The sequence below is a fragment of the Acidimicrobiia bacterium genome (assembly GCA_040880805.1).
Taxonomy (GTDB): domain Bacteria; phylum Actinomycetota; class Acidimicrobiia; order IMCC26256; family DASPTH01; genus DASPTH01.
This window is the reverse complement of record JBBDHW010000053.1, coordinates 20,151-41,768: the sequence shown is the minus strand read 5'-3', so window position 1 is coordinate 41,768 and position 21,618 is coordinate 20,151. Positions and strand designations below refer to the sequence as shown.

The 21,618-nt window shown below is 68.6% G+C and carries 26 protein-coding genes and 1 pseudogene; 3 read left to right on the top strand and 24 right to left on the bottom strand.

The window, feature by feature from the left end; all coding sequences use genetic code 11:
* Nucleotides 1-3 precede the first annotated feature (3 nt).
* The 7 genes from WD271_13880 to rplM are packed head-to-tail and all read right to left on the bottom strand — an operon-like array spanning nucleotide 4 to nucleotide 8,539.
* On the bottom strand, nucleotides 4-1,041 hold the full coding sequence (locus WD271_13880; GenBank protein ID MEX1008918.1) for an alpha/beta hydrolase: 1,038 nt from the start codon (nucleotides 1,039-1,041) through the stop codon (nucleotides 4-6).
* Nucleotides 1,042-1,043: 2 nt separating this feature from the next.
* Nucleotides 1,044-2,513 (bottom strand): NAD(P)H-hydrate dehydratase, encoded by a 1,470-nt coding sequence (locus tag WD271_13875; protein ID MEX1008917.1) that lies wholly within the window; start codon nucleotides 2,511-2,513, stop codon nucleotides 1,044-1,046.
* Between the two features lie 3 nt (nucleotides 2,514-2,516).
* Nucleotides 2,517-2,894 (bottom strand): holo-ACP synthase, encoded by a 378-nt coding sequence (locus WD271_13870; GenBank protein MEX1008916.1) that lies wholly within the window; start codon nucleotides 2,892-2,894, stop codon nucleotides 2,517-2,519.
* Nucleotides 2,891-6,268 (bottom strand): SIS domain-containing protein, encoded by a 3,378-nt coding sequence (locus WD271_13865; GenBank protein ID MEX1008915.1) that lies wholly within the window; start codon nucleotides 6,266-6,268, stop codon nucleotides 2,891-2,893. The genes WD271_13870 and WD271_13865 overlap by 4 nt, the downstream gene beginning before the upstream one ends.
* A 32-nt stretch (nucleotides 6,269-6,300) precedes the next feature.
* Nucleotides 6,301-7,659 (bottom strand): phosphoglucosamine mutase, encoded by a 1,359-nt coding sequence (glmM, locus tag WD271_13860; protein MEX1008914.1) that lies wholly within the window; start codon nucleotides 7,657-7,659, stop codon nucleotides 6,301-6,303.
* A gap of 22 nt (nucleotides 7,660-7,681) precedes the next feature.
* Nucleotides 7,682-8,074 carry a 30S ribosomal protein S9 gene (gene rpsI / locus WD271_13855; protein ID MEX1008913.1) on the bottom strand — a complete coding sequence of 131 codons (393 nt, stop codon included), beginning with the start codon at nucleotides 8,072-8,074 and terminating at the stop codon, nucleotides 7,682-7,684.
* Nucleotides 8,075-8,092: 18 nt separating this feature from the next.
* Complete coding sequence (gene rplM / locus WD271_13850; protein MEX1008912.1) at nucleotides 8,093-8,539, bottom strand: 50S ribosomal protein L13; 447 nt, start codon at nucleotides 8,537-8,539, stop codon at nucleotides 8,093-8,095.
* Between the two features lie 95 nt (nucleotides 8,540-8,634).
* Here rplM and WD271_13845 point away from each other — a divergent pair, with 95 nt between their 5' ends.
* A complete protein-coding gene (locus WD271_13845) occupies nucleotides 8,635-10,146 on the top strand; it encodes an alkaline phosphatase family protein (protein MEX1008911.1) in 1,512 nt (503 codons plus the stop codon).
* 557 nt (nucleotides 10,147-10,703) lie between these two features.
* Here WD271_13845 and WD271_13840 read toward each other — a convergent pair.
* The 11 genes and pseudogenes from WD271_13840 to WD271_13790 all read right to left on the bottom strand — a co-directional run bounded on the left by WD271_13840 (nucleotide 10,704) and on the right by WD271_13790 (nucleotide 16,658).
* Nucleotides 10,704-11,819, bottom strand: a complete 1,116-nt coding sequence (locus tag WD271_13840) for a VIT1/CCC1 transporter family protein (GenBank protein ID MEX1008910.1) — start codon at nucleotides 11,817-11,819, stop codon at nucleotides 10,704-10,706.
* A gap of 9 nt (nucleotides 11,820-11,828) precedes the next feature.
* Nucleotides 11,829-12,620 carry a tRNA pseudouridine(38-40) synthase TruA gene (gene truA / locus WD271_13835; protein MEX1008909.1) on the bottom strand — a complete coding sequence of 264 codons (792 nt, stop codon included), beginning with the start codon at nucleotides 12,618-12,620 and terminating at the stop codon, nucleotides 11,829-11,831.
* A pseudogene (rplQ, locus tag WD271_13830) lies at nucleotides 12,620-12,967 on the bottom strand (50S ribosomal protein L17). Before rplQ ends, truA begins: the two are co-directional and overlap by 1 nt.
* Before the next feature lie 3 nt (nucleotides 12,968-12,970).
* A complete protein-coding gene (locus WD271_13825; protein MEX1008908.1) occupies nucleotides 12,971-13,906 on the bottom strand; it encodes a DNA-directed RNA polymerase subunit alpha in 936 nt (311 codons plus the stop codon).
* A 60-nt stretch (nucleotides 13,907-13,966) separates the two neighbouring features.
* On the bottom strand, nucleotides 13,967-14,590 hold the full coding sequence (gene rpsD / locus WD271_13820; GenBank protein ID MEX1008907.1) for a 30S ribosomal protein S4: 624 nt from the start codon (nucleotides 14,588-14,590) through the stop codon (nucleotides 13,967-13,969).
* Between the two features lie 2 nt (nucleotides 14,591-14,592).
* Complete coding sequence (rpsK, locus tag WD271_13815) at nucleotides 14,593-14,991, bottom strand: 30S ribosomal protein S11 (protein MEX1008906.1); 399 nt, start codon at nucleotides 14,989-14,991, stop codon at nucleotides 14,593-14,595.
* Between the two features lie 22 nt (nucleotides 14,992-15,013).
* On the bottom strand, nucleotides 15,014-15,391 hold the full coding sequence (gene rpsM, locus WD271_13810; protein MEX1008905.1) for a 30S ribosomal protein S13: 378 nt from the start codon (nucleotides 15,389-15,391) through the stop codon (nucleotides 15,014-15,016).
* An 18-nt stretch (nucleotides 15,392-15,409) separates the two neighbouring features.
* Nucleotides 15,410-15,523 (bottom strand): 50S ribosomal protein L36, encoded by a 114-nt coding sequence (rpmJ, locus tag WD271_13805; GenBank protein MEX1008904.1) that lies wholly within the window; start codon nucleotides 15,521-15,523, stop codon nucleotides 15,410-15,412.
* A 25-nt stretch (nucleotides 15,524-15,548) separates the two neighbouring features.
* Nucleotides 15,549-15,773 carry a translation initiation factor IF-1 gene (infA, locus tag WD271_13800; GenBank protein MEX1008903.1) on the bottom strand — a complete coding sequence of 75 codons (225 nt, stop codon included), beginning with the start codon at nucleotides 15,771-15,773 and terminating at the stop codon, nucleotides 15,549-15,551.
* Between the two features lie 196 nt (nucleotides 15,774-15,969).
* A complete protein-coding gene (locus tag WD271_13795) occupies nucleotides 15,970-16,401 on the bottom strand; it encodes a type II toxin-antitoxin system VapC family toxin (GenBank protein ID MEX1008902.1) in 432 nt (143 codons plus the stop codon).
* An 11-nt stretch (nucleotides 16,402-16,412) separates the two neighbouring features.
* Nucleotides 16,413-16,658, bottom strand: coding sequence for a ribbon-helix-helix domain-containing protein (locus tag WD271_13790; GenBank protein ID MEX1008901.1), 246 nt, complete (start codon nucleotides 16,656-16,658; stop codon nucleotides 16,413-16,415).
* A 64-nt stretch (nucleotides 16,659-16,722) separates the two neighbouring features.
* Between WD271_13790 and WD271_13785 the strand changes: the two genes are divergently transcribed.
* Nucleotides 16,723-16,962 (top strand): ribbon-helix-helix protein, CopG family, encoded by a 240-nt coding sequence (locus WD271_13785; protein ID MEX1008900.1) that lies wholly within the window; start codon nucleotides 16,723-16,725, stop codon nucleotides 16,960-16,962.
* On the top strand, nucleotides 16,949-17,266 hold the full coding sequence (locus WD271_13780; GenBank protein ID MEX1008899.1) for a type II toxin-antitoxin system PemK/MazF family toxin: 318 nt from the start codon (nucleotides 16,949-16,951) through the stop codon (nucleotides 17,264-17,266). The genes WD271_13785 and WD271_13780 overlap by 14 nt, the downstream gene beginning before the upstream one ends.
* Before the next feature lie 197 nt (nucleotides 17,267-17,463).
* Here the strand turns inward: WD271_13780 and map are convergent, their stop codons facing one another.
* From map to rpsE, 6 genes are all read right to left on the bottom strand, one after another.
* Nucleotides 17,464-18,216, bottom strand: a complete 753-nt coding sequence (gene map / locus WD271_13775; protein MEX1008898.1) for a type I methionyl aminopeptidase — start codon at nucleotides 18,214-18,216, stop codon at nucleotides 17,464-17,466.
* Complete coding sequence (locus tag WD271_13770) at nucleotides 18,213-18,884, bottom strand: adenylate kinase (GenBank protein ID MEX1008897.1); 672 nt, start codon at nucleotides 18,882-18,884, stop codon at nucleotides 18,213-18,215. The genes map and WD271_13770 overlap by 4 nt, the downstream gene beginning before the upstream one ends.
* 4 nt (nucleotides 18,885-18,888) lie before the next feature.
* Nucleotides 18,889-20,196 (bottom strand): preprotein translocase subunit SecY, encoded by a 1,308-nt coding sequence (gene secY / locus WD271_13765; GenBank protein ID MEX1008896.1) that lies wholly within the window; start codon nucleotides 20,194-20,196, stop codon nucleotides 18,889-18,891.
* 37 nt (nucleotides 20,197-20,233) lie between these two features.
* Nucleotides 20,234-20,725: a 50S ribosomal protein L15 gene (gene rplO, locus WD271_13760; protein ID MEX1008895.1), complete on the bottom strand. Its 492-nt coding sequence runs from the start codon at nucleotides 20,723-20,725 to the stop codon at nucleotides 20,234-20,236.
* Between the two features lie 73 nt (nucleotides 20,726-20,798).
* Nucleotides 20,799-20,981 (bottom strand): 50S ribosomal protein L30, encoded by a 183-nt coding sequence (gene rpmD, locus WD271_13755; protein MEX1008894.1) that lies wholly within the window; start codon nucleotides 20,979-20,981, stop codon nucleotides 20,799-20,801.
* A gap of 2 nt (nucleotides 20,982-20,983) precedes the next feature.
* Nucleotides 20,984-21,532, bottom strand: coding sequence for a 30S ribosomal protein S5 (gene rpsE / locus WD271_13750; protein ID MEX1008893.1), 549 nt, complete (start codon nucleotides 21,530-21,532; stop codon nucleotides 20,984-20,986).
* Nucleotides 21,533-21,618 lie beyond the last annotated feature (86 nt).

Genomic DNA, 21,618 nt, shown 5'->3' with positions numbered 1-21,618 from the left:
TGATCATTGCGCGGCCGCGCGACCGCTCCGGGTCGGAGTCTCCCCGGCTCCGTGCCTGAACGGAAGGCCGGTGCGCTCGCGCGCGAAGTCGATCACGATCTGGTCGACCTCGGCGGCCCGTTCGTACATGAGCATGTGTCCGGCGCCGGTGAACTCGACGAGGTCGGCGTGAGGGATCAGAGACGCGATCTGGCGCGCGTCGCGCGGAGGAGTGAGTACGTCGGCGGTGCCGACCAGGACGAGCGTCGGGAGGGTGATCGACGGTAGCCCCTCAGTGAGATCGAGCGACAGCATCGCGCGCGACGCATCGCGGAGCGTCTCGCGCGAGCACTCGGCAAGCATCTGGCGCGTCGCCTCGACGTGGCTCGGGTGCGGCGAGTCGCCGAATCCCATCCGAGCCACCAAGAGGCCGAAGTTGCGCTGGCGCATGATCGCGCCGACGTTCGGGACCGCGCTCGTCATCCGCTCGAGGCCACCGCGCAGTCGGCGGGCGTCGCTCGTGACGGTGCGAGCAGCCGTCGACATCAGCACGAGCCCTGCCACCCGAGCACGCGCGATGTCGGGATGACCGATCGCGAACGCCTGCACCGCCATACCGCCCATGGAGTGGCCCACGAGGATGGCGTCGCGCAGGTCGAGATGCTCGAGGACGCTCCGCACGTCTTCGGCGAGGTTGTCGATCGAGTGGCCGCTCTCGCCGACCGTGGACTCGCCGTGACCACGTCCGTCGAAGGCGATCGCGCGGAAGCCGGCTTCGGGGAACGAGTCGAACTGCTTCGCGAACACGCGCGACGACAGCGTGACACCGTGCGCGAACAGGACCGGCGGACCATCGCCCCGAGTGATGACATAGAGGCTTCCGGCGTCGTGGCAATCGATGCGGATCGCCTCGTCGAACCGCGGGATCAACGGGTCGTCGGCGTCGGGGTCCTCCCGATGGCGCAGTCGGGCGGCGAGGGCACGCTGGCCCGCGTAGACCGCGCCACCGATTCCAGCGGTGACTCCCGCGGCGATCCCGGTGCGCTTGAGCGCGCCGCCCACATTCATCTCAGAGCCAGATCATGGATCGTGGGTGCGAGAGCCTCCAGCAGATCGCCCGCGACAACTCCGGTCGCGCCCATCGACTCGGCCGCGCGGTCAGCGGCACGGCCGTGCACCCACGCCGCGCAGGCCGCGGCCTCGAAACCCGGCAGGCCGCGCGCGAGGAAGGCCGCGATCACTCCGGTGAGCACGTCGCCGGAGCCGGCGGTCGCGAGCGCCGAGCTCCCGGTGCCGTTCAGCGCGATGCGGCCGGATGCCGGCGCTGCGATCACGGTTCCGGGCCCCTTCAACAACACGACCGCGCCGCTCCGATCAGCGAGCCGGGTCGCCGCCGCGATGCGATCGTCCCCCACAGGCTCGCCCGCGAGACGCGCGTACTCGCCGTCGTGAGGTGTGAGCACGGTGGGCACACCGAGCGTCTGTCGGGCGCGCAGCGGCTCGAGGTCGCCGTTCAACGCGTTGAGCCCATCGGCATCGAGCACCAGTGGCACGCGCGCCTCGGCAACGAGCGCGCATACGGCCCCGCGCACGGCTGGATCCAACCCGAGACCGGGGCCGAGCGCGAGCGCTCGAAAACGCGCGATGTCGGCGAGCACCGCGTCGGCGGCCAAAAGGGCGAGCGCACCCTCGGGTGTGGCAGGCAGCGCGCGCGTGATCACCTCGGTGCCTCCGGCGCGGTTCGCGGCGTCGTCGCCCGGCAGACCGCACCACACGATTCCCGCGCCCGCGCGCATCGCCGCGTGGCTCACGAACATCGGCGCGCCCGTCATGCCGCCCGAACCGCCGACGACCATCACGCCCGCAGCCCACTTGTGCGCGGTAGGCGCACGCGGCGGGAGCGCGTGGCGGACATCGTTCGCCTCGAACAGTGCGATCTGCGGCAGGTCGGCGCCGTCGTCGCCGAGGTCGATGCCGATTTGGGCAACGGTGATGCGTCCGGCGTGCGACCGCCCCGGCTCGAACACGAGACCCGGCTTGCGTGCGGCAAACGTCACGGTGCTGTTCGCCCGCACCGCGGTGCCTTGCACCTCGCCGGTGAGCCCGTCGACGCCCGACGGGATGTCGACCGCGACCACGGGTCCGCCCCACGCCGACAGCTCGTCCACGAACCAGGCGGCGTCGCCTTCGAGCGCGCCACGAAAGCCCGTGCCGTACATCGCGTCGATCGCGAGATCAGCGCGTGCGAGCGCGCGCGTGAGGGCGCGCCGATCCACTCCGGCCGCGAGCTCGACGACATGCGCGCGCATTCCCCAGCTCTCGAGTGTGGCCGCGGTGATCAGACCGTCGCCACCGTTGTTGCCCTTGCCGCACACCACGACCGCGCGTCGCCCGTAACACCCGCGGGCGACTCGGCGCGCTTCCCACGCGACGGCCCGCCCAGCGCGCTCCATGAGCACGGCGACCGGCGTGCCGCCCTCGATGGTGCGCTGGTCGGCGCGTCCCATCGCCTCCGGCGTGAGGACCGGTTCCATCAATCAGCCCGACACTGCGATCACGACAGCCATCGCGGTGGACTCGGTGTGGCTGAGCGAGAGCAGCCAGCCGGTCACGCCTCGCTCGCGTGCGAGCTCGTGCGCTCGGCCGCGCACCTCGAGCGACGGGGCCCCGCTGTCGTGCCGCATCACTTCGACGTCGTGGAAGTCGAAGTCGCCCAGGCCGACACCGAGTGCCTTCATCACCGCTTCCTTCGCGGCAAACCGCGCCGCCAGGCTCTTCGCGGGATCGTGCTGCTCCGACGCGTAGGCGCGTTCGTCGTCGCTGAACAACCGATCGGCGAGCGTCACGGTTCGCTCCATCGAGGCGCGGAACCGCGCGACCTCGACCAGATCAGTACCGAGCCCGACGATGCTCACGTGCGGGGCCAGCGACGGGCCATCACGTACACCGGCTCGGTCAGCAGCTCGAAGAGGTCGAACTCGCCGAGCACGGCATCGTCGAACTCCGGCACGGTCTCGGTGACGGCGTCCTTCAACGCGCCGTAACGACCCTGGTAGCCCTGGAGCACGCCGCGCGCGACATCGGGCGGGACCGTCGGTGCGAAATCGGCGTGCAGCAGAGTCATACCCACCGTCTCGTTGCCCTTGATCTCGGGCACGAAGACGAGGGTGCGCCCGTCGCGTCCACGCGCGACCGTGACCTCGCGCTGGGTTGCCACTCGGTGCTTCGTGCCTCGCAGCGTGGCGTCGGTCGCGGTGAGCGACGGGAAGCCGGCAGTGCTGTCGATCACGTGAATGGTTGCCGCGTCGCCCGCGAGGTCGCCCTCGACGCGGTAGCGGGTCCACGCGGTGACCCGCTCGACTGCGGGGTCGAGTGCGACGAGTGTGCGCAGCGCGCGGTAGCTCAGCGCGTCGCGAGCCGTTCCCGCGGCGAGCACTTCACGGACGAGCGGCACCTGCAGGAGCTCCTCGTCGGCGCGCGAGATGCCGACGGTGACCGTCTTCGCCTGATGCTTGATCGTGTCGATCGTGCGGGTGAGCTCCTCGATCCCGTCGGTGAGCGCCGCGGTGAGATCGTCGGCGACGACGACCGGCGTGCCGACCTTGCCGTGGTCGACCTCGTAGAGATCGAGCGGCATGATGCCGGTTGCGTAGCGGAGCAGCGACGCGAGCCGGACCGCGGTGCCGGCGGTGAGGTTGCCGTCGTAGAAACAGGCGCGCAGGCCGTCGAGGAACACGCCGGCGGGCGCGACGAGATCACGAGCGAGAGACGTGAAATCACCGGCGATCGCAGCTTCCTGGATCATGGCGCGAGCCTCGCGGAGCGGGCGCGCCGACGCGTCGATGACGAGTGCGGCCTCGTAGCCGAAGAGGTGCCCCGCCATCGCCGAGAGCACGAATCCCAGATCGGGGTGCACCGGCGGGACCTCGATGGTCTCGGCCGCGCTCGAGAAGCGGTCTTCGCCACGGGTGGTGATCACGATGGGCGCGGCGCGGTGCGCCCGGTGGTACGCGACCTCCTTCGCGACATCGTCGACGTTGGATCCGCGGAGCCCAACCGCGCAGACGAGGATGAGCGGCTCGGTGCAGAGGTCGATGTGCTTCTTGTCTTCGGCGATGTCGGACGAGATCGACCGATAGCACAACTCCGAGAGCTTGATCCGCAACTCGTTGGCGGCGATCCGGTTGAGACCGTTGCCGACGACGGTCCAGTACCGGCGTGACGGAACGTGGCGAAGCGCGATGCCGGCGATCGCCTCGCGCTGCGCGAGCACCTCTTGCATCGCGTCGGGGAGCAGCCGCAGCTCGGACAAGAGCTCGTGCTGCCGGGCAACGTCGAGATCACCGAGCTCGGCGGCCAGCGCGAGCGCGAGCAGGTAGCCCGCGGCGATCTGCGCGTAGAACGCCTTCGTCGACGGAACCGCCATCTCGAGATCGCGCCCGTCGGACGTGTAGAGCACGCCGTCGGCCTTGTCGACGAGGTCGCTGTTCCGCCGGTTCACGATCGCGACGACGACCGCGTCGCGCGCGCGCGCGAGGTCGACCGTGCGGTTCGTGTCGGTGGTCGTACCGCTCTGGCTGATCGCGATGACGAGCGTGTCGGACATGTCGTCGATGAGGTCGAAACCCGAGAACTCGGTGGCGGCCATCGCCTCCGCGCGCAGGTGCGAGCCCACGAGGGTCGAGAGCGTGGCCGCCACACCCTGGGCGGCGATGGCCGCGGTGCCTTGACCGATCGCCACGACCCGGCGGATCCCCCCTGCGCGCAGGCGGTCTCGGAGATCCTGCGACAGGGTTTCGGGGCCGAGTGTCACACTCAGCCGACCGCCCTCGTGTTCGACGATCCGTCCCCGCAACGTCTTGCGGAACGACGACGGCGACTCCGACAACTCCTTCAACAGGAAGTGTGTGAACTCGCCACGGTCGATGTCGCGCGTGGTGATCTCCGCGTGCTTCACCTCGTCGCTGGTGACCGGGAGGAGCGTGCCGTCGAACGCGATCCGCCGGATGCCGTCGATCGTGCCGGCGTGCTCGGTGTCGAGCACCACCACCTGGCCGCGCGTGGCCGACGGGTGGTTGGGATCGGCCGGGGTCTCGCCGTCCATCCGCACGTAGGCGGGCGTCTCTTCGACGAGGCCGTACGGCTCACTCGCGACGACGAAGGCGTCCTCGGCGAGCCCCACGTAGAGCGCCTGACCACTCCCCCGCAGCGAGAGGAACAGCTCCTCGGGAACCGCGTCGAGCTGCGCGCCGATCGCGAGCGATCCCTCCAGCGCGGCGACGGTCGCGCGGAACGCTTCGTGGGGCGCAACGCCGGCCGCGATTCGCCGCGAGATCAGCGCGGGGATGACCTTTGCATCAGTAGTGATCTCCGGCGCGAACTCGAGGCCCTCGATCGCGGTGAGGTTGGCGAAGTTGTCGACGTCGCCGTTGAGCACACCGATCACATAGGGCGCGCCCGCTTGGTGCAACTCCTCGTGGTTCAGCGGGTGCGCGTTCGCCTCGGAGATGCTCCCGACGCTCGCCCAGCGAGTGTGACCGAGCACGACTACTTCGGCGGTGTCGGTAGTCACCGCGCGCCTGAGCAACTCGTCGCTCTGGATGGCGGCGCGCAGCACGGCGGTGTTGTCGCCGAGCTCGCCGATCTCCGCGGCGGCCTTGTAGACGAACGACAGACAGTGTGGGGTGACACGGATCGAGCGGGAGCTGAAGAGGGGATCGCGCGTGCGGGCGTCGATCAGGTCGCGCACGTCTCCGTCGTCGAGATCGAGTGCATGCCCGCGCACGAGCACGTGCAGGCCCGCAGAATCGCGCCCACGCACCTCGAGTCGATCGAGCGACGAGAGCGCAACCTGGATCGAGAGGTAGGCGTCGACGGCCGACGGCGACGGCGGGTCGAACTCGGCGATCGCGGCGGCCATCGGAAGACGCTCCTGCCGGACGGCCCACACGGCGTCGCGCGCGCGGATCAGTGCCGAGTTGACTAGCTCGATCTCGGCTGCGTCCATCGCGGCCGCGCCGCTGAGGTCGAGGTCTTCCTCGATGGCGTCGAGGCGCTGCCACATCTCGGCGAGCTGATCCCCGAGCTGAGCCGCGATCGCCGGCGCGCCCAGCAAGGCGACGACCCCCGGAGCACCACGGAGCACCGCGTCGACGGCTTCGACGACGGTGGCGGCGGCGGCGAGCCGGTCCACGATCCGGGCGTTCGATTCGAGGGCCTCACGACCACCGGCGAGCTCCCGGGCGAGCACCGCGGGATCGGGGGGCGTGCGCCGGGCGCGGCGCCTCACGACGCCGACGATGCCGCACATATCACTTCAATTTAGGGCGCCTCGGGCTGAGTTCTGCGCGCCACGTGCTCGATGAGCGTCACCAGACGGTCTGCCGCCTCCGCGGCGGCGTCCGGGTCGGGGCTCTCGACCATGACCCGTACGAGCGGCTCGGTGCCCGACAGCCGGACGACCACTCGCCCATCGTCGCCGAGCTCGGTGTCGACCTCCCGCACCCGGCTCCAGAACACCTTGTCGCCGTTGAGGGCGCCGGGATTCTCCATCGGGACGTTCCGGAGGACCTGAGGGACACGGGTCATCACGGCCGCGAGCTCGGAGAGCCCTCGGTTCCGGCGCGCCATCGCATCGAGGAGCAGGATCCCGGTGAGCGCGCCGTCGCCGGTCGTCGCGTGGAGCATGTTGATCACATGGCCCGACTGCTCGCCGCCGAGCACGAGGTCGCGGCGCTCGAGCTCGTCGAGCACATTGCGGTCACCCACCGGCGTCCGAACGAGCTCGATGCCGTACGGGTCGAGCGCACGCTTCAACCCGAAGTTGGACATCACGGTGGTCACCACTGCGCCGCTGCGAAGCAATCCGCGGTCGTGAAGGTCGATCGCCGCGATCGCGAGCATCTGGTCGCCGTCGACGAGCTGGCCGCGTTCGTCGACCGCGATCACCCGGTCGGCGTCGCCGTCGAACGCCAAGCCGATCCGCGCCCCCGCGGAGACGACCGCGCCCTGCAGCTCCTCGGGGTGCGTGGAGCCGCACTCCTCGTTGATGTTCGAGCCGTCTGGCGCGGCGTGGAGCACGTCGACCTCGGCGCCGAGCGCGCGCAGCGCCGACGGAGCGACACGGAACGCGGCACCGTTGCCGCAGTCGACCACGACGTGCATGCCGTCGAGCCGCCGACCCTCGAGCGAGTCGACGAGGTACGCGACATAGTCGTCGAGCGCGCCCCGATACTCGGACGCGACGCCGACGCCGACGCCGGCCGGACCGGGGTCGGGCATCGTCGCGGCGAGCTCGCCGAGCTCGTGTTCGACGCGCGCTTCGAGCGGTTCGGAGATCTTGCGTCCGCCCGGCGCGAAGAGCTTGATGCCGTTGTCCGCGTAGGGGTTGTGACTCGCGGAGATCACTGCAGCCGACGCAGCACGCTCGCGTGCGAGGTGCGCGACACCGGGCGTGGGCAGCACACCGGCCAGCACGACATCGGCACCTTCGGTACAGATCCCGGCCACGAGCGCGGCTTCGAGCATGGGGCCCGAACGCCTCGTGTCGCGGCCCACGACGAAGGGCCGTTCGGTGCCGAGGACCCGCGCTGCAGCACGGCCGAGTGCGGTGACGAGCTCGACCGTGAGCTCGGAGTTCGCGACTCCCCGCACGCCGTCCGTGCCGAAACGCAGAGTCATGAGCGTGCGGTGGCGGAAGCGCTCAGCGCTTCGAGTACTGCGGCGCCTTCCGGGCCTTCTTGAGGCCGTACTTGCGCCGCTCCTTCTCACGCGCGTCGCGCTTGAGAAGACCCGCCTTCTTGAGCTGGGGGCGCGCCTCATCGTCGAGGAAGACCAACGCACGGGCGATGCCGAGCCGCAGTGCACCGGCCTGCCCGCTCACACCACCGCCGTCGAGCGTGGCGTCGACGTCGTACACGTCGGCCGTCTGCGTGAGCCGCAGCGGCTCGATGGCGACGACGCGGTGGGTGAGAATCGGGAAGTACTGCTCGAAGGACCGGCCGTTGACGGTGATGACGCCCGACCCGGGACGCAACCGCACACGGGCGACCGCTTCCTTGCGACGACCGGTGCTCTGAACGAGAGGATTCGACACCCGAGAACTCCTGAACTCCTAAATGGCGCGCTTCGACGTAAGCGCGAACGGCTGCGGCTGCTGCGCCGCGTGAGGATGCGTGGGACCCGCGTAGACCTTCAGCTTCTTGATCATCCGGCGGCCGAGCCGGCCCTTCGGCAACATGCCCTTCACTGCCAGCCGCACCACCCGCTCGGGGTCGCGTGCGAGCAGGTGCTCGAGCGACTCGGCGGTGAGGCCGCCCGGATAGCCCGAGTGACGGTAGTAGCGCTTGTCGGCGATCTTGCGCGCGCTGAGGTCGAGCTTGGCGGCGTTCACAACGATGACGTGGTCGCCGCAGTCGACGTGAGGCGCCCAGATCGGCTTGTGCTTCCCCCGTAGCAGCGTGGCAACTTGGGTCGCGACGCGTCCGAGCACCAGGCAGTCGGCATCGACGACATGCCAGGCGCGTGTGATGTCGGCAGGCTTTGGAGTGAAGGTCGGCACAGAACCGCTCTCGACGTATCGCGGGGACTGGGCAATTTAGCCGCCGGGCACCGGTTCGGGCAATCGGCGCCCACCGCAGGCCTAGCCTGGCCGTCGTGGCCGAGGCAGTTCGGGAAAAGGCGCTCGCCGTGCTGCTCGGCTCGGAGCTCTCGCCGATCGTCGACCTGGTGCTGCAGCGGACCGGCTCCGTGCCAGAACGGCAAGCCGGCAACGACACGTTCGAGGCCGCGAGCGCCGACGGTCGAGTCACCTTCCGGCGCACCGCAGGGGGCTTCGAGACCATCGAGACCGAGGGCCACGATCCCTTCGCCGACCAGTCGCCCTCCCATCTCGCCGGCCTCGAGGCCGAGCTCACCGATCCGCACCCCGACCGGCGTGACAACTCCTATCCGTTCGCGTTCGAGCAGACCGCTCAGCTCTTCGACCACCCCGCGTCACCCGACCTCTGCGTCGTCCACTCGGCTGCGCACAACTGGGAGGACCAGGGTGGGCACCGCGGCGAGCATGGGTCGCTCGGCGTGGTGCAGGCGCGGGCGCCGTTCGTGATCGCGGGGAAGGGGGTCCGCAACGACGGAATGGTGCCGCGAGTCGCGCGCCTCGTCGACGTCGCGCCGACGATCGCCGAGCTGCTCGGAGTCACGCCGCGTTCCGACCATACGTACCTCGCGGGTCAAGACGGCGAGGTGCGCACCGACGTGATCGACGAGACGAGCGAACCACCGCGTCACATGGTCGGTTTCCTGCTCGACGGTGCGAACCCGAACGTGTTGTACGCGCTGGCAGCCTCGGGCGCGGCGCCGAACATCGCCCGCCTCATCGCGATGGGCACCGCCTACGAGTGGGGCGCGGTTTCCTGTATGCCGACGGTCACGCTGGCGAACCACACGTCGATCCTCACCGGCCGCTACCCCGGGCACCACGGCATCCTCCACAACGCGTGGTGGGATCGCGAACGGCGCGAGCAGGTGATCACCAATTCGCAGGCAACATGGCCGTGGTCGATGCAACACCTCGTCGACGGTGTGGAGTCGCTCCACCACGCGATCCATCGCACGTGGCCCGACGCGTGCACCGCGTCGGTCAACGAGCCGTGCGACATCGACGCTGACTACTCCACGTTCGATTTCTTCCGTGACGGCGACGTTCCTCCGATGCCGGCGACGCCCGACGGCCTCCCGCACGTCAGCGAGCGCTTCGTGCGCCCGTCGAAGGACTACTCGTGGTCGAGCGTCGTCGACCACCTGTGCACGGAGCAGGCCGTTGCCATCTGGAACGGCGAGTACCGCGGCGTCACGTACCCGGCGCCGCGTTTCATGTGGTGCAACTTCACGCTCACCGACTCCGCGTTCCACGCGGGCGGGCCGCACTCGGAGATCGCCGAGGCATCCGTGCGCGACACCGACGCCCGGGTCGGTGACGTGCTCACTGCCGTGGAGCGCGCCGGCGTATTCGACGACACCGCGTTCGTGCTCGTGGCCGACCACGGGATGCAACAGACCGACCCTGGCGTCACGGGCGACTGGGACATGGTGTTGCGCGACGCGGGCATCCCCTTCCGCGACGAGGGATACGGGTTCCTCTACCTCGGTGAGGGCATCGAGGGATAGCCCTCGACCGCGCGCGATCTGCCTCAGTTCGCCGTGCGGCCGCCACGACGATCACAATGACGAGGAGGCCGACGCCGACCCAACCGAGCACGATGCCGGCGATCGCCATCCCGCGACCGGTCTGCGTGCCTCCTGACTGGTCGATCTGGCTCTTTGCGATGTACCCGAAGATCAACGCGAGGATCGAGCCGATCCAATAGATCCAGAGGATCCCGAGCACCATGGACGCGATCGCCATGCCGTTGGTCTTGGTCGGCTGGACATACCCGTAGGCCGGCGGCGGGTAGCTCTGCACCACCGGGGGTGGAGATGGCGGTGGAGATGGCGGGGGCGGCGCGCTCATGCCCGGCGGGGGCGGCGGCAGCGGCAGCAGTGGGGGCGGCGGCGGTGCCAAAGGCGCGGTGGCGCCAGGCGCGGTCTCCGGTGCCGCGGCACCGCACGACGGGCAGAACCGCGCGTCGGCGCTCATCGCGCTTCCGCATCGCTGACAGTTCACCGTGCGCCTCCTCACCCGCTCTCGAAGCGCTGATCCGCACTCGCAGGCTACGACACGCGGACTACAGGCTCGTGCCGACGGCCTTGCCGATGAAGAACGTGACCGTCGCGACGACGGCGCCGATGGCGGCCATGCGCAAGCCCGACCGGCCGGCGTGACGGCCCGTGAAGATCGACGTTGCCGCGCCGGCGCCGAACAGCGCGACCACCGACACGATCGCGGCTGTGACCGTGGCCGCGGTACCGCTCCCGATCAGGAACGGGACGACGGGTATCGCCGCGCCGACCCCGAACGCGAGGAACGACGACACCGCCGCGACCCACGGCGAACCGAGCTTGCTGGGGTCGAGTCCGAGCTCCTCACGCGCCAGGGTGTCGAGCGCGACATCGGATCGCCGCATGATGTTGTCGACGAGAGCCCGCGCGGCTTCGGGTGCGATGCCCTTCGCCTGGTAGATGAGCTCGAGTTCCTCTCGTTCCTCCTCGGGGAACGCGCGGAGCTCTTCTTGCTCGATGCGTAGCTCGTTCTCATAGAGCTCACGCTGCGAGCGGATGGAGATCCATTCCCCCGACGCCATCGAGAACGCGCCCGCGACGAGGCCGGCGACGCCCGCGAGCACCACGAAGCTGTTGCTGCTCGTGCCGCCCGCGACCCCCATCACGAGCGAGAAGTTCGAAACCAGGCCGTCGTTGGCGCCGAACACGGTCGCCCGCAACGCGCCACCGATGCCCGCGCGGTGGCGCCCTTCGGAACGAGCGATGCGTCCGCCCGTAGGAATCCCCTGCATCGCCGCGATCGTGCGGCCGGCCGCGGCCTCCTGCTGCGCCATCGTGTCGGTTGCCTCGGCCTCGTCGCGATAGCGGTTGGCTTCGGCAGCTTCGGTGCGCAGCATCAGTGGAAGGACGGCTTCCGTGCCGAGATGACGCGCGAGGAAGCACAGCGCCTTGACGCGGAACGGCACGCGCGGGCGTCGTGGCTCCACTCCGGCTTCGCGCAGGAGACGAGACCAGTGCTCGGCGTGGCGCTCCTCGGCCTCGGCGAGCTGGAGAAACACGCTGCGCCGCTGTTCGTCGGCGTACTCGGCGAGGCCCCGGAACAGCGTGCCGCCGGCAAGCTCGTCGGCATACATGTCCTGGATGCGCTCGAGCCGCTTCGCGTCGGGAGCCGCCGTCGTCACGACGTCACGCTACCCAGCGCGGTAGCCCACTTCCCACAGGCACAGCCCGTTTGGCGGCGCGAGCCGACCGGCGACGGCACGGTCGCGCGCCCGCAGGATCCCCAAGATCTCGCCCGGCCGGATCTTGCCGATCCCGACGTCGACGAGCGTGCCGACGATCGATCGCACCATTTGCCAGCAGAAGGCGGTGGCGCGGACCTCGTAGACGAGCACGCCGTCGCCCTCGTCGTGCCAATCCGACGCCAGCACTCGGCGCACCGTCGTCGATCCGACCGGGCCCTTACGGCAGAAACTCGAGAAGTCGTGCTCGCCGAGGAACGGACCGGCCGCGAGCCGCATTCTCGACAGATCGAGTGCCTCGTGGATCCACCACGCATGTCGCGCGCGGAACGGGTCGGGTGTGTCACGGTTCACGATCGTGTAGCGGTACGCCCGCCACTCCGCGGAGTTCCGGGCATCGAACGCGCCATCGACGAGCTCGGCGCTGCGCAGGACGACCTCCGGCCCGAGCTGCGAGTTCACCGAGCGCAACACGACGAGCGGATCGGTGTCGGCCGCGACCGCGCAGCTCACCACCTGACCCCAGGCGTGCACTCCCGCATCGGTGCGCCCGGCACACGCGAGTTCGACCGGCCCGCGGAGCGTGCGTCCCAACGCCTCGGCGAGCACCCCCTCGACCGTGCGCACGTCGCGCTGCGCGGCGAACCCATGGAAGTCCGTACCGTCGTAGGCGACGACGAGCTTGAGCGTTCGCGACTCACTCGGGGGAGTTGACGGCTCGCCGAGTGAGAGCTGGCTCACACCAGTTCGATACGCGCCATGGGCGCGTTGTCGCCGGGGCGCGGACCCAGCTTGAGGATGCGCAGGTAGCCGCCGCTCCGGTCGGCATAGCGCGGCGCGATCTCGGCGAAGAGCTTGTGCGTGACGTTGTGGTCGTGGATCCGCGCGATCACCTGGCGGCGTTGATGGACACCACCGCGCTTGGCCTTGGTGATGAGGTGCTCGGCGTACGGACGCAGCGCCTTCGCGCGGGGAACCGTGGTGACGATGTGGCCGGCCTCGAACAGGTGCGCGGCCAGGTTCGCCATGATCAACCGCTGATGGGCGGGGTCGCGCCCGAACCGCGGGCCCTTCGTCGGTGTCGGCATCGTCTACTCCTTGACCCGCAGCGAAAGACCGCGCTCGTCGAGCTTCTGCATGACCTCGTCGAGCGACTTCGAACCGAAGTTCGTGATCGCGAGGAGATCGTCCTCGGTCTTCTGCACGAGTTGGCCGATGGTGTCGACCCGCGCCCGCTTGAGGCAGTTGCGCGGCCGCTCGGACAGCTCGAGCTCCTCGATCGGAAGGTCGAGGTCGGGCGAAACGGTCGACGGTGCAACCTCTCCGAGCTCGAGCCCGCGCGGATCGTCGGTGAGATCGGCAACCAGTGCCACGAGGTTGCGCAGCGTGTCGCCCGCCGAGGCGAGCGCGTCGCGCGGCGAGATCGAACCGTCGGTCTCGATCTCGAGTGTGAGCTTGTCGTAGTTGGTGGCCTGCTCGACACGCGTGGGTTCCACCGAGAACGCGACCCGCCGCACAGGGGAGAAGATCGCGTCGACGGGGATGAGCCCGATCGTGGACGTGCGCTTGGGGTTGCGCTCGGCCGACAGGTAGCCGCGACCCTGCTCGACGGTGAGGTCGATTGCGAGCCGGCCCTTGGCGTTGACGGTTGCGAGATGGAGCTCGGGGTTGAGCACCTCGACGTCGGCGGTGGTCTGGATGTCGCCCGCGGTGACGTCACCGGGGCCGCGCGCGTCGAGGCGCAGCGTGACGGGCTCCTCCGACGAGCAACGCAGCACCAGATCCTTGATGTTCAGGATGAGGTCGGTGACGTCTTCCTTCACACCGGGGATGACGTAGAACTCGTGGAGTGCCTCGTCGAAGCGCACCTGTGTGACGGCGGCACCCGGGATCGACGAGAGGAGCGTGCGGCGCAAGCTGTTCCCGACCGTGTGGCCGAAGCCCGGCTCGAGCGGGCTGATGGTGAACTGCTGGAGGTTGCCCTCCGGCTCGCCGGCCTCGACTTGCGGACGTTGGATGATGAGCATGGTGCATCGCCTCTGATCTGATCGTGATCTGGTCGCCGCCTGGCGACCGTGCCGGGGGACTTACTTGGAGTAGAGCTCGACGATGAGCTGTTCGCGCACGGGCACGTCGATCTGCCCGCGCATCGGCAGGTCGCGAACGGTGGCCTTGTGGTTCGACGGCTCGGCCTCGAGCCACAGCGGTACGGCACGGTCGATCGTGTCGAGGTTGTGCCGGAGCACGATCATCTTCTGCGCCTTCGGCGCCATCTCGATCACGTCGCCCTTGCGGACTTCGTAGGACGGGATCGTGACCCGCTTGCCGTTCACGTTCACATGCCCGTGGCGGACCCACTGACGGGCCTGGCTGCGGCTCGCGGCGAACCCGGTGCGGAACACCACGTTGTCGAGCCGCAGCTCGAGCATCCGCAGCAGGGTCTCACCAGTGATGCCGCGCTCGCGCGCCGCCTCGGCGTACATGTTGCGGAACTGCTTCTCCAACACGCCATAGATGCGGCGCGCCTTCTGCTTCTCACGAAGCTGGAGAAGGTACTCGCTCTCGCGGATGCGGCCGCGGCCGTGCTGACCCGGCGGGTACGGCTTGCGTTCCACCGGGCAGCGCATCGTGTCGCACTTCGCGCCCTTGAGGAACAGCTTCATCCGCTCGCGGCGGCAGAGCTTGCAGACGGCTCCCGTGTACCGCGCCATCGTCAGACCCTCCGCCGTTTTGGAGGACGGCACCCGTTGTGCGGGATCGGCGTGACGTCCTTGATGCCGACCACTTCGATGCCGGTGTTCTGGATGGTGCGGATGGCAGTCTCACGTCCGGAGCCTGGGCCCTTCACCACGACGTCGACGCGGCGCATCCCGTGCTCCATCGCGCGGCGCGCCGCGGTCTCGGCCGCGAGCTGCGCGGCGAACGGCGTGGACTTCCGAGAGCCCTTGAATCCCACGTTGCCCGCCGACGCCCAGGCGATGGTGTTGCCCTGCTGGTCGGTGAACGTGATGATCGTGTTGTTGAACGACGACTTGATGTGCGCCGTTCCGTACGCGACGTTCTTGCGCTCGCGCCTCTTCGGGCGTCTTCCACCCGCTGCCGGCTTTGCCATACCACTCGCTCGCTCTCTCTCGTTACTTCCGTGCTTTCTTCCTGCCGGCGACTGTCTTCTTCGGGCCCTTGCGGGTGCGCGCATTGGTGCGCGTCCGCTGGCCGTGCACCGGGAGACCGCGCCGATGGCGGATGCCCGCGTAGCTGCCGATCTCGACCTTGCGCTTGATGTTGGCGGCGATCTCGCGCCGCAGGTCGCCCTCGACCTTGAGGTTCGAGTCGACGTAGGTGCGGAGTTGCGCCACCTCTTCGTCGGTGAGGTCACGCACACGGGTGTTCCGCGAGATGTTCGCGCCGTCACAGACCTGATGCGAGGTGGTGCGCCCGACACCGAAGATGTACGTGAGCGAGATCTCGAGCCGCTTCTCGCGTGGAATGTCGACACCTGCGATACGAGCCAACGGAAACCTCTCCTCTACCTATCCCTGACGCTGCTTGTGGCGCGGGTTGACGCAGATGACCCGCACGACACCGTGGCGGCGGATCACCTTGCACTTCTCGCACATCTTCTTGACCGACGGCCGGACCTTCATTGCCTGCTCGTTCTACTTCGCTCGTCTACTTGTAGCGGTAGGTGATACGACCGCGGCTGAGGTCGTAGGGGGTGAGCTCCACCTGAACCCGATCGCCGGGCAGGATCCGGATGTAGTGCATCCGCATCTTGCCCGAGATGTGAGCGAGCACCTTGTGCCCGTTCTCGAGTTCCACACGGAACATGGCGTTGGGCAACGGCTCGACCACCGTTCCCTCGACCAGGATCGTGTCGTCTTTGGGCTTGGCGATAGCCGCCACCTACCTCACGTCTGGCGCGCCGGAACAAGACGCGCGAACCCACCGGGAGTCGACCGGCAAGGATACTCGACCGCCCCCGTTTCCAGCAATCAGACGATTCGGACAGACCGGTCAGGACGCCGGCCGGTAGCGGAGCAGCGCGGTGCCATCCGCGCTCAGCCCCAACATGTCGCGACGCCGCCGGTTCTTACCGCCCGGTCAGCTCCTCGACATCGAGATCGGCGAGATCGATCCACCGAAGGTCCGCTATCGCCGCGAATGCCCTATCAGCAGAGACGAGGCCGTCGACATTCTCACGCAGTGCGGTCGCAGCCAGGAGGCAATCGAACGCATCGATTCGCACGTGTCGCCTGAAGAGCTCGATCGCGCCCAACACGTCGCTCTCACGGGAGGTGATCAGCGGACTGCACGCACGCGCGAAATCGAGCGCTCGCTCAGCCGTCTCGTCCCGAGGTCTGGTCAGCGAGTAGACGTGCGTGAACTCCTGGATGACGTCGGGCGTCGTCGTGATCGCGACTCGCCCGTCATCTGCCGCGCGGAGGAGGGCTTGCGCGGGCTGACGAAGGGGGTGGTCGCGCCCGACCGCGTACGCCAAGACGTTCGTGTCGAGGAGGAGCATCCGGCCCGGTGCTACAGCTTGCTCCTGGCGGCGAGGATCTCCGCTTTGAGGTCGGCAGGATCGTCGGGAACCGGAATCGGCTCCGCCGCCAGCAGACGCTGAATCGCCGCGCTCCGCTCGTTGGCGGTGACCGGCAGCTCTCGGTCGATCGCGCGGCGGACGATCTCGCCGACAGGCACGCCGGTTGCCTCGGACTCGCGCTTCAGGCGCTCGTACCGCTCGTCGTCGATCAGAACCTGCAGCCGATGGTTCAACATATGCAGACCTTAGCATGTGCAGGTCTGCGCCGCATCGTCATACAGAACGTGATACATTCGCATGGTGGCAAAGGCAGTCTCCGTCCGGCTCGACGACGACGCACTGCGCGCGCTGGCCCGTCTCGAGGCGTCGGGGCTCAGCAGGAGTCAGGCCATCCGCGCCGCATTGATCGAAACGGCCGAACGGCGTCAACGCGCTGAGGCGCTACGCGACGAGGTTGCCGCCGTTGCTGCCGACGCCGACGACCGGCGCGAGATCGCACACGTCGCGACCGTCATGGAGGATCTGCGTGACCCGTGGTGATGTCTACGAGTTGCAGCTTCGACCCGGAACCGGTCACGAGCAACGCGGCCGGCGGTACGGCGTCGTCGTTCAGGCCGACGAACTCACGGCGTTGTCGACCGTGCTGATCGCTCCGACATCGATCTCCGCCCGGGCCGCGTCCTGGCGCCCGGAGATCGACGTTCGGGGTACTCGCACACGCGTGCTCGTCGAACAGACGGGCGCCGTCAACACGACCCGCCTCGGACGGCGCGTCACGCACGTGTCCCACGAGGAGCGTTGGAGCATCGACGACGCGCTCCGCACCGTCCTTGCGCTGCCCTGACGCTGCGTGATCAGCAAAGAGTCGAGCGTCGGTGGCAGCTTCGGTGATTCCGAATGATGCACCCGCCGGACGAGACCCGGCTCGGAGAGCCGACTTTTCGCCGAAGGCGGAAAGTCGCAGGGGCTCGGCCGGATGAAGGGTGCGGTTCGGGATCGTCCGTTGCTGGCACCGGCGCGGCCCGAGGAGAGCCAGGCCCATCACCAGGGCAGCGTCAGCACCTCGGGGCCGTGGTCGGTGACGGCGATGGTGTGCTCGAAGTGCGCGGACCTGCGGCCGTCGCGGGTGACGACGGTCCAGCCGTCGTCGAGGACCTCGGTCTCGGGACCGCCCGCGTTCACCATGGGTTCGATGGCCAGCACGTGCCCCTCCTTGAGCCGCATCCCGCGCCCGGCGGGCCCGTAGTTGGGGACCTGCGGATCTTCGTGCATGGCGGTGCCGATCCCGTGGCCGACGTACTCGCGCACCACGGTGAACCCCGCCGCCTCCGCCTTCCCCTCGACTGCGGCGCCGACATCGCCCAACTGCTTGCCTGCGGCCACCTGGTCGATCGCGGCCTCGAGCGAGTCGCGTGTGACCTGGATGAGCCGCTTCGACTCGTCGTCGACCTCGCCCACCGGGATGGTGACGGCCGCGTCGGCGTGCCAACCCTCGACGATCGCCCCGCAGTCGAGCGAGAGGATGTCGCCCTCCTCGAGCACGACGGTGTCGCTCGGGATCCCGTGCACGATCACGTCGTTGGGCGACGTGCACACCACGGCGGGGAATCCGTGATACCCGAGGAAGTTCGACACGGCTCCGCGGCGCTCGATCACGTCACGGGCAACGCGGTCGACGTCGAGGGTGGTGGCGCCCGGCTTGGCGGCGCGGATGCACACCTCGTGCATCTCGGAAACCACCTTGCCCGCTCGCCGCATCAGGGCGATCTGCTCGCGGCTCTTGCGCGTGATCACCGTGTGGTGAGGTCGAAGCGCTGGTCGATCTCCTTCACCAACCGCTCGAACACATCGTCGCCTTCGCCGACGGCGTCGACCACGACCAGCTTGCCGAGCCGGTCGTAGAAATCGATGATCGGCACCGTCTCGAGCTCGTAGATCTCGAGCCGCCGCTGCACGGCTTCTTCGGTGTCGTCGTCTCGCTGCACGACTCGGCCGCCGCAGACGTCGCACGTCCAGTTCTCCGCGGGTGGCATGTTCACGTGGTAGTTGGCGCCACAGTTCTCGCACACCCTGCGGCCGGCAATGCGATCGAGCACGATCTCGGTTGGTACCTCGAGGCTCAGCACGACGTCGAGCGGGTGCCCAACGAGTACGATCTCGAGCTCCTCGGCCTGGGGCGGCGTGCGCGGGAAACCGTCGAGGATGAAGCCGCGGTCGAGGAAGTCGCCCGTGAAGCGCTCGTCGACCACCTTGATGACGGTCTCGTCGGGCACGAGCTCGCCCGCATCCATGAAGCGCTTCGCTTCGAGGCCAGCCGCGGTGCCCGCCGCCGCCGAGGCGCGAAACAGCTCGCCGGTTGAGAGGTGCTCGACGGCGTAGTGCTCGGCGAGGCGCGCGGCTTGGGTGCCCTTGCCGGCTGCTTGTTTGCCGAGCAGCACGAGGCGGGGGCCGTGCGTGCTCATGAGGTCAGGCCAGGAACCCTTCGTAGTTCCGCATCATGAGTTGGCTGTCGATCTGCTTCATCGTTTCCAGCGCGACGCCGACGGTGATCAGCAATGCCGTACCGCCGAAGGGGAACTGACGGATGTCCCAGAACGCGAACACGAGGAGTGGTGTGATCGCGATGGTGGCGAGAAAGAGCGATCCCGGCAAAGTAATGCGGTTCAGCACCTTGGCGAGGTAGCGCTCGGTCTGTGGACCGGGGCGGATACCCGGGATGAAGCCACCCTGCTTGCGGATGATGTCGGCCTGCTGCTGCGGGTTGAACGCGATCGCGGTGTAGAAGTACGCGAAGAAGATGATCAGAAGCGTGTAAAAGCCGATGTACCACCAGCCTTGGTTGTTCACCAGGTTGTCGTTGACCCACTGCTGGACACCGACCGCGTTGTTGCCGAGCGCGGAGGCGATCAGCGCGGGGAACGCGAGGATCGAGCTCGCGAAGATCACCGGGATCACCCCCGACTGGTTGACCTTCAGCGGTATGTAGGTGCTCTGGCCGCCGTACATGCGGCGACCCACCACACGTTTGGCGAACTGCACGGGTATTCGGCGCTGGCCCGACTCGACGAACACGATGCCCACGATCATGGCGACGCCGATCGCGAGGATCGTGAAGAACTGGGCCTTGCTGCCCTCGGTGTAGATGGCCGAGCCCTGCGCCGGCAGCCTCGACACGACCGAAGCGAAGATCAGGATCGACATGCCGTTCCCGATGCCACGCTGGGTGATGAGCTCGGCGAGCCACATGACAACGGCGGTACCGGCCGTCCACGTGAGCACGATCAACGCGGCACGGGCGGCGTCGAAGTTGGGGATCATGTCGGTGCCCTGGAAGCCGGCGAAGCCCAGCAGCCCGCCCTTGCCCTGATGCAGCGCGAACACGAACCCGGTGGACTGGATGAGGGCGAGGCCGATGGTGACGTAGCGGGTCCACTGGGTGATCTTCTTCTGTCCGACCTGGCCTTCCTGTTGCCACTGCTCGAGCTTGGGGATCACGACCTGCAGCAACTGCATGATGATCGATGCCGTGATGTACGGCATGATCCCGAGGAAGAAGATGGCGACGTTCGTGATCGCGCCACCCGAGAAGAGGTCGAGGAAGCCGACCACTCCGCTGTTGTTCGCCTGGTCCTGGAGGTCCTTGATCGCGTCGAAGTTGACGTACGGAACCGGGAGGTGAGCGCCGAGGCGGTAGACCGCGATCATCAAGATCGTGAAGAGGATCTTGTTGCGCAGGTCGGGCACCCGGAACATGTTCCGCAGCCGGGACAACATCGGGGCGCGACCTCCTCTCCGAAACGGGTACCGCAGCTTATCGGTTGCTCAACGCGTTTCCGCGAGCCGGTGGGCGTCGGTCACCCCACGGCGCCGGGATCGTCTCGACCCGTCCGCCGGCGGCCTCGATGGCCCGGATCGCACCTTGCGAGAAGGCGTGGGCGCGGACCGTCAGCGCCCGCGTGAGCTCGCCCCGGCCGAGGATCTTGACCAGGCCGCGCTTGGCGACGAGCCCGTGAGCGCGCAACACGCCCGGGTCGATGTCGGTGCCGAGGTCGAGCGCCTCGAGCGTGTCGAGGTTCACGACGACGTACTCGACGCGGAACGGGTTCCGGAAGCCCTTGGCCTTCGGCGTGCGCCGGTGGATCGGCGTCTGACCACCCTCGAAGCGCGGCGACACGCTGTTGCGCGCGCCCGTTCCCTTCATGCCGCGGCCGGCGGTCTTCCCGCCCTTGCCGGCGATCCCGCGCCCGACCCGCCGCCGCGCTTTCTTCGCGCCGGGCGGCGGCTTCAGATCGTGAACCTTCATGATTGCTTCGCTCCCACTCCGCTACTTCCGCTCGCTGACGCTCGCTCCATCCGCTCCGTTCGCTGCGCGGCCATCATGAGACCTCTTCCACGCGTACGAGGTGGGGAACCCGAGCGAGCATGCCGCGCACAACGGGTCCGTCGGGGTGCTCGACCGTGTGGTTGATCCGGCGCAGTCCGAGCGCGCGCAACGTACCGCGCTGCTTCGGCTTGGTACCGATCGACGAACGGACTTGCGTGATGCGGAGTGACGTCATGGTCACGCCACCTCCGTGGGCTCGACCTTGCGTGCGTTGCGCTCGTTGTAGGCCCGCAGCATGCCCTTGGTGCTGACTTCCTCGGGCGACTTTCCGCGGAGCTTCGCGATCTCGTCGGGCCGACGGAGCTCGCGCAAGCCGTTGATCGTGGCCCGGGACACGTTGATCGCATTCGACGAGCCGAGCGACTTGGCCAGAACATCCTGCACGCCCGCGGCCTCGAGGATGGCACGCGCCGCGCCGCCGGCTATGACGCCCGTACCGGGTGCCGCCGGCTTGAGTAGAACGCGGGCAGCATCGTGCTCGCCGATGATCTGGTGGGTGATCGTGTCGCCCGCGAGCGGAACGGCGAAGAGGTTCTTGCGCGCCTCCTCCATGCCCTTTTGGATCGCGGCCGGCACTTCCTTCGCCTTCCCGTAGCCGAGGCCGACGTTGCCCACGCCGTCGCCGACGACGACGAGCGCGGTGAAGGAGAACCGCCGCCCGCCCTTCACGACCTTGGCGACGCGGTTGATCGCGATTACGCGCTCTTCGAGTTGACCGTCGGCCATCCGAATTCCCTTCCCACTCTCCGCTCTTGGCCCTTCGGGCCGGGCCGCTTGGCCACGGCTCGCTGCGGCGCAGGGTACCTGCGCCG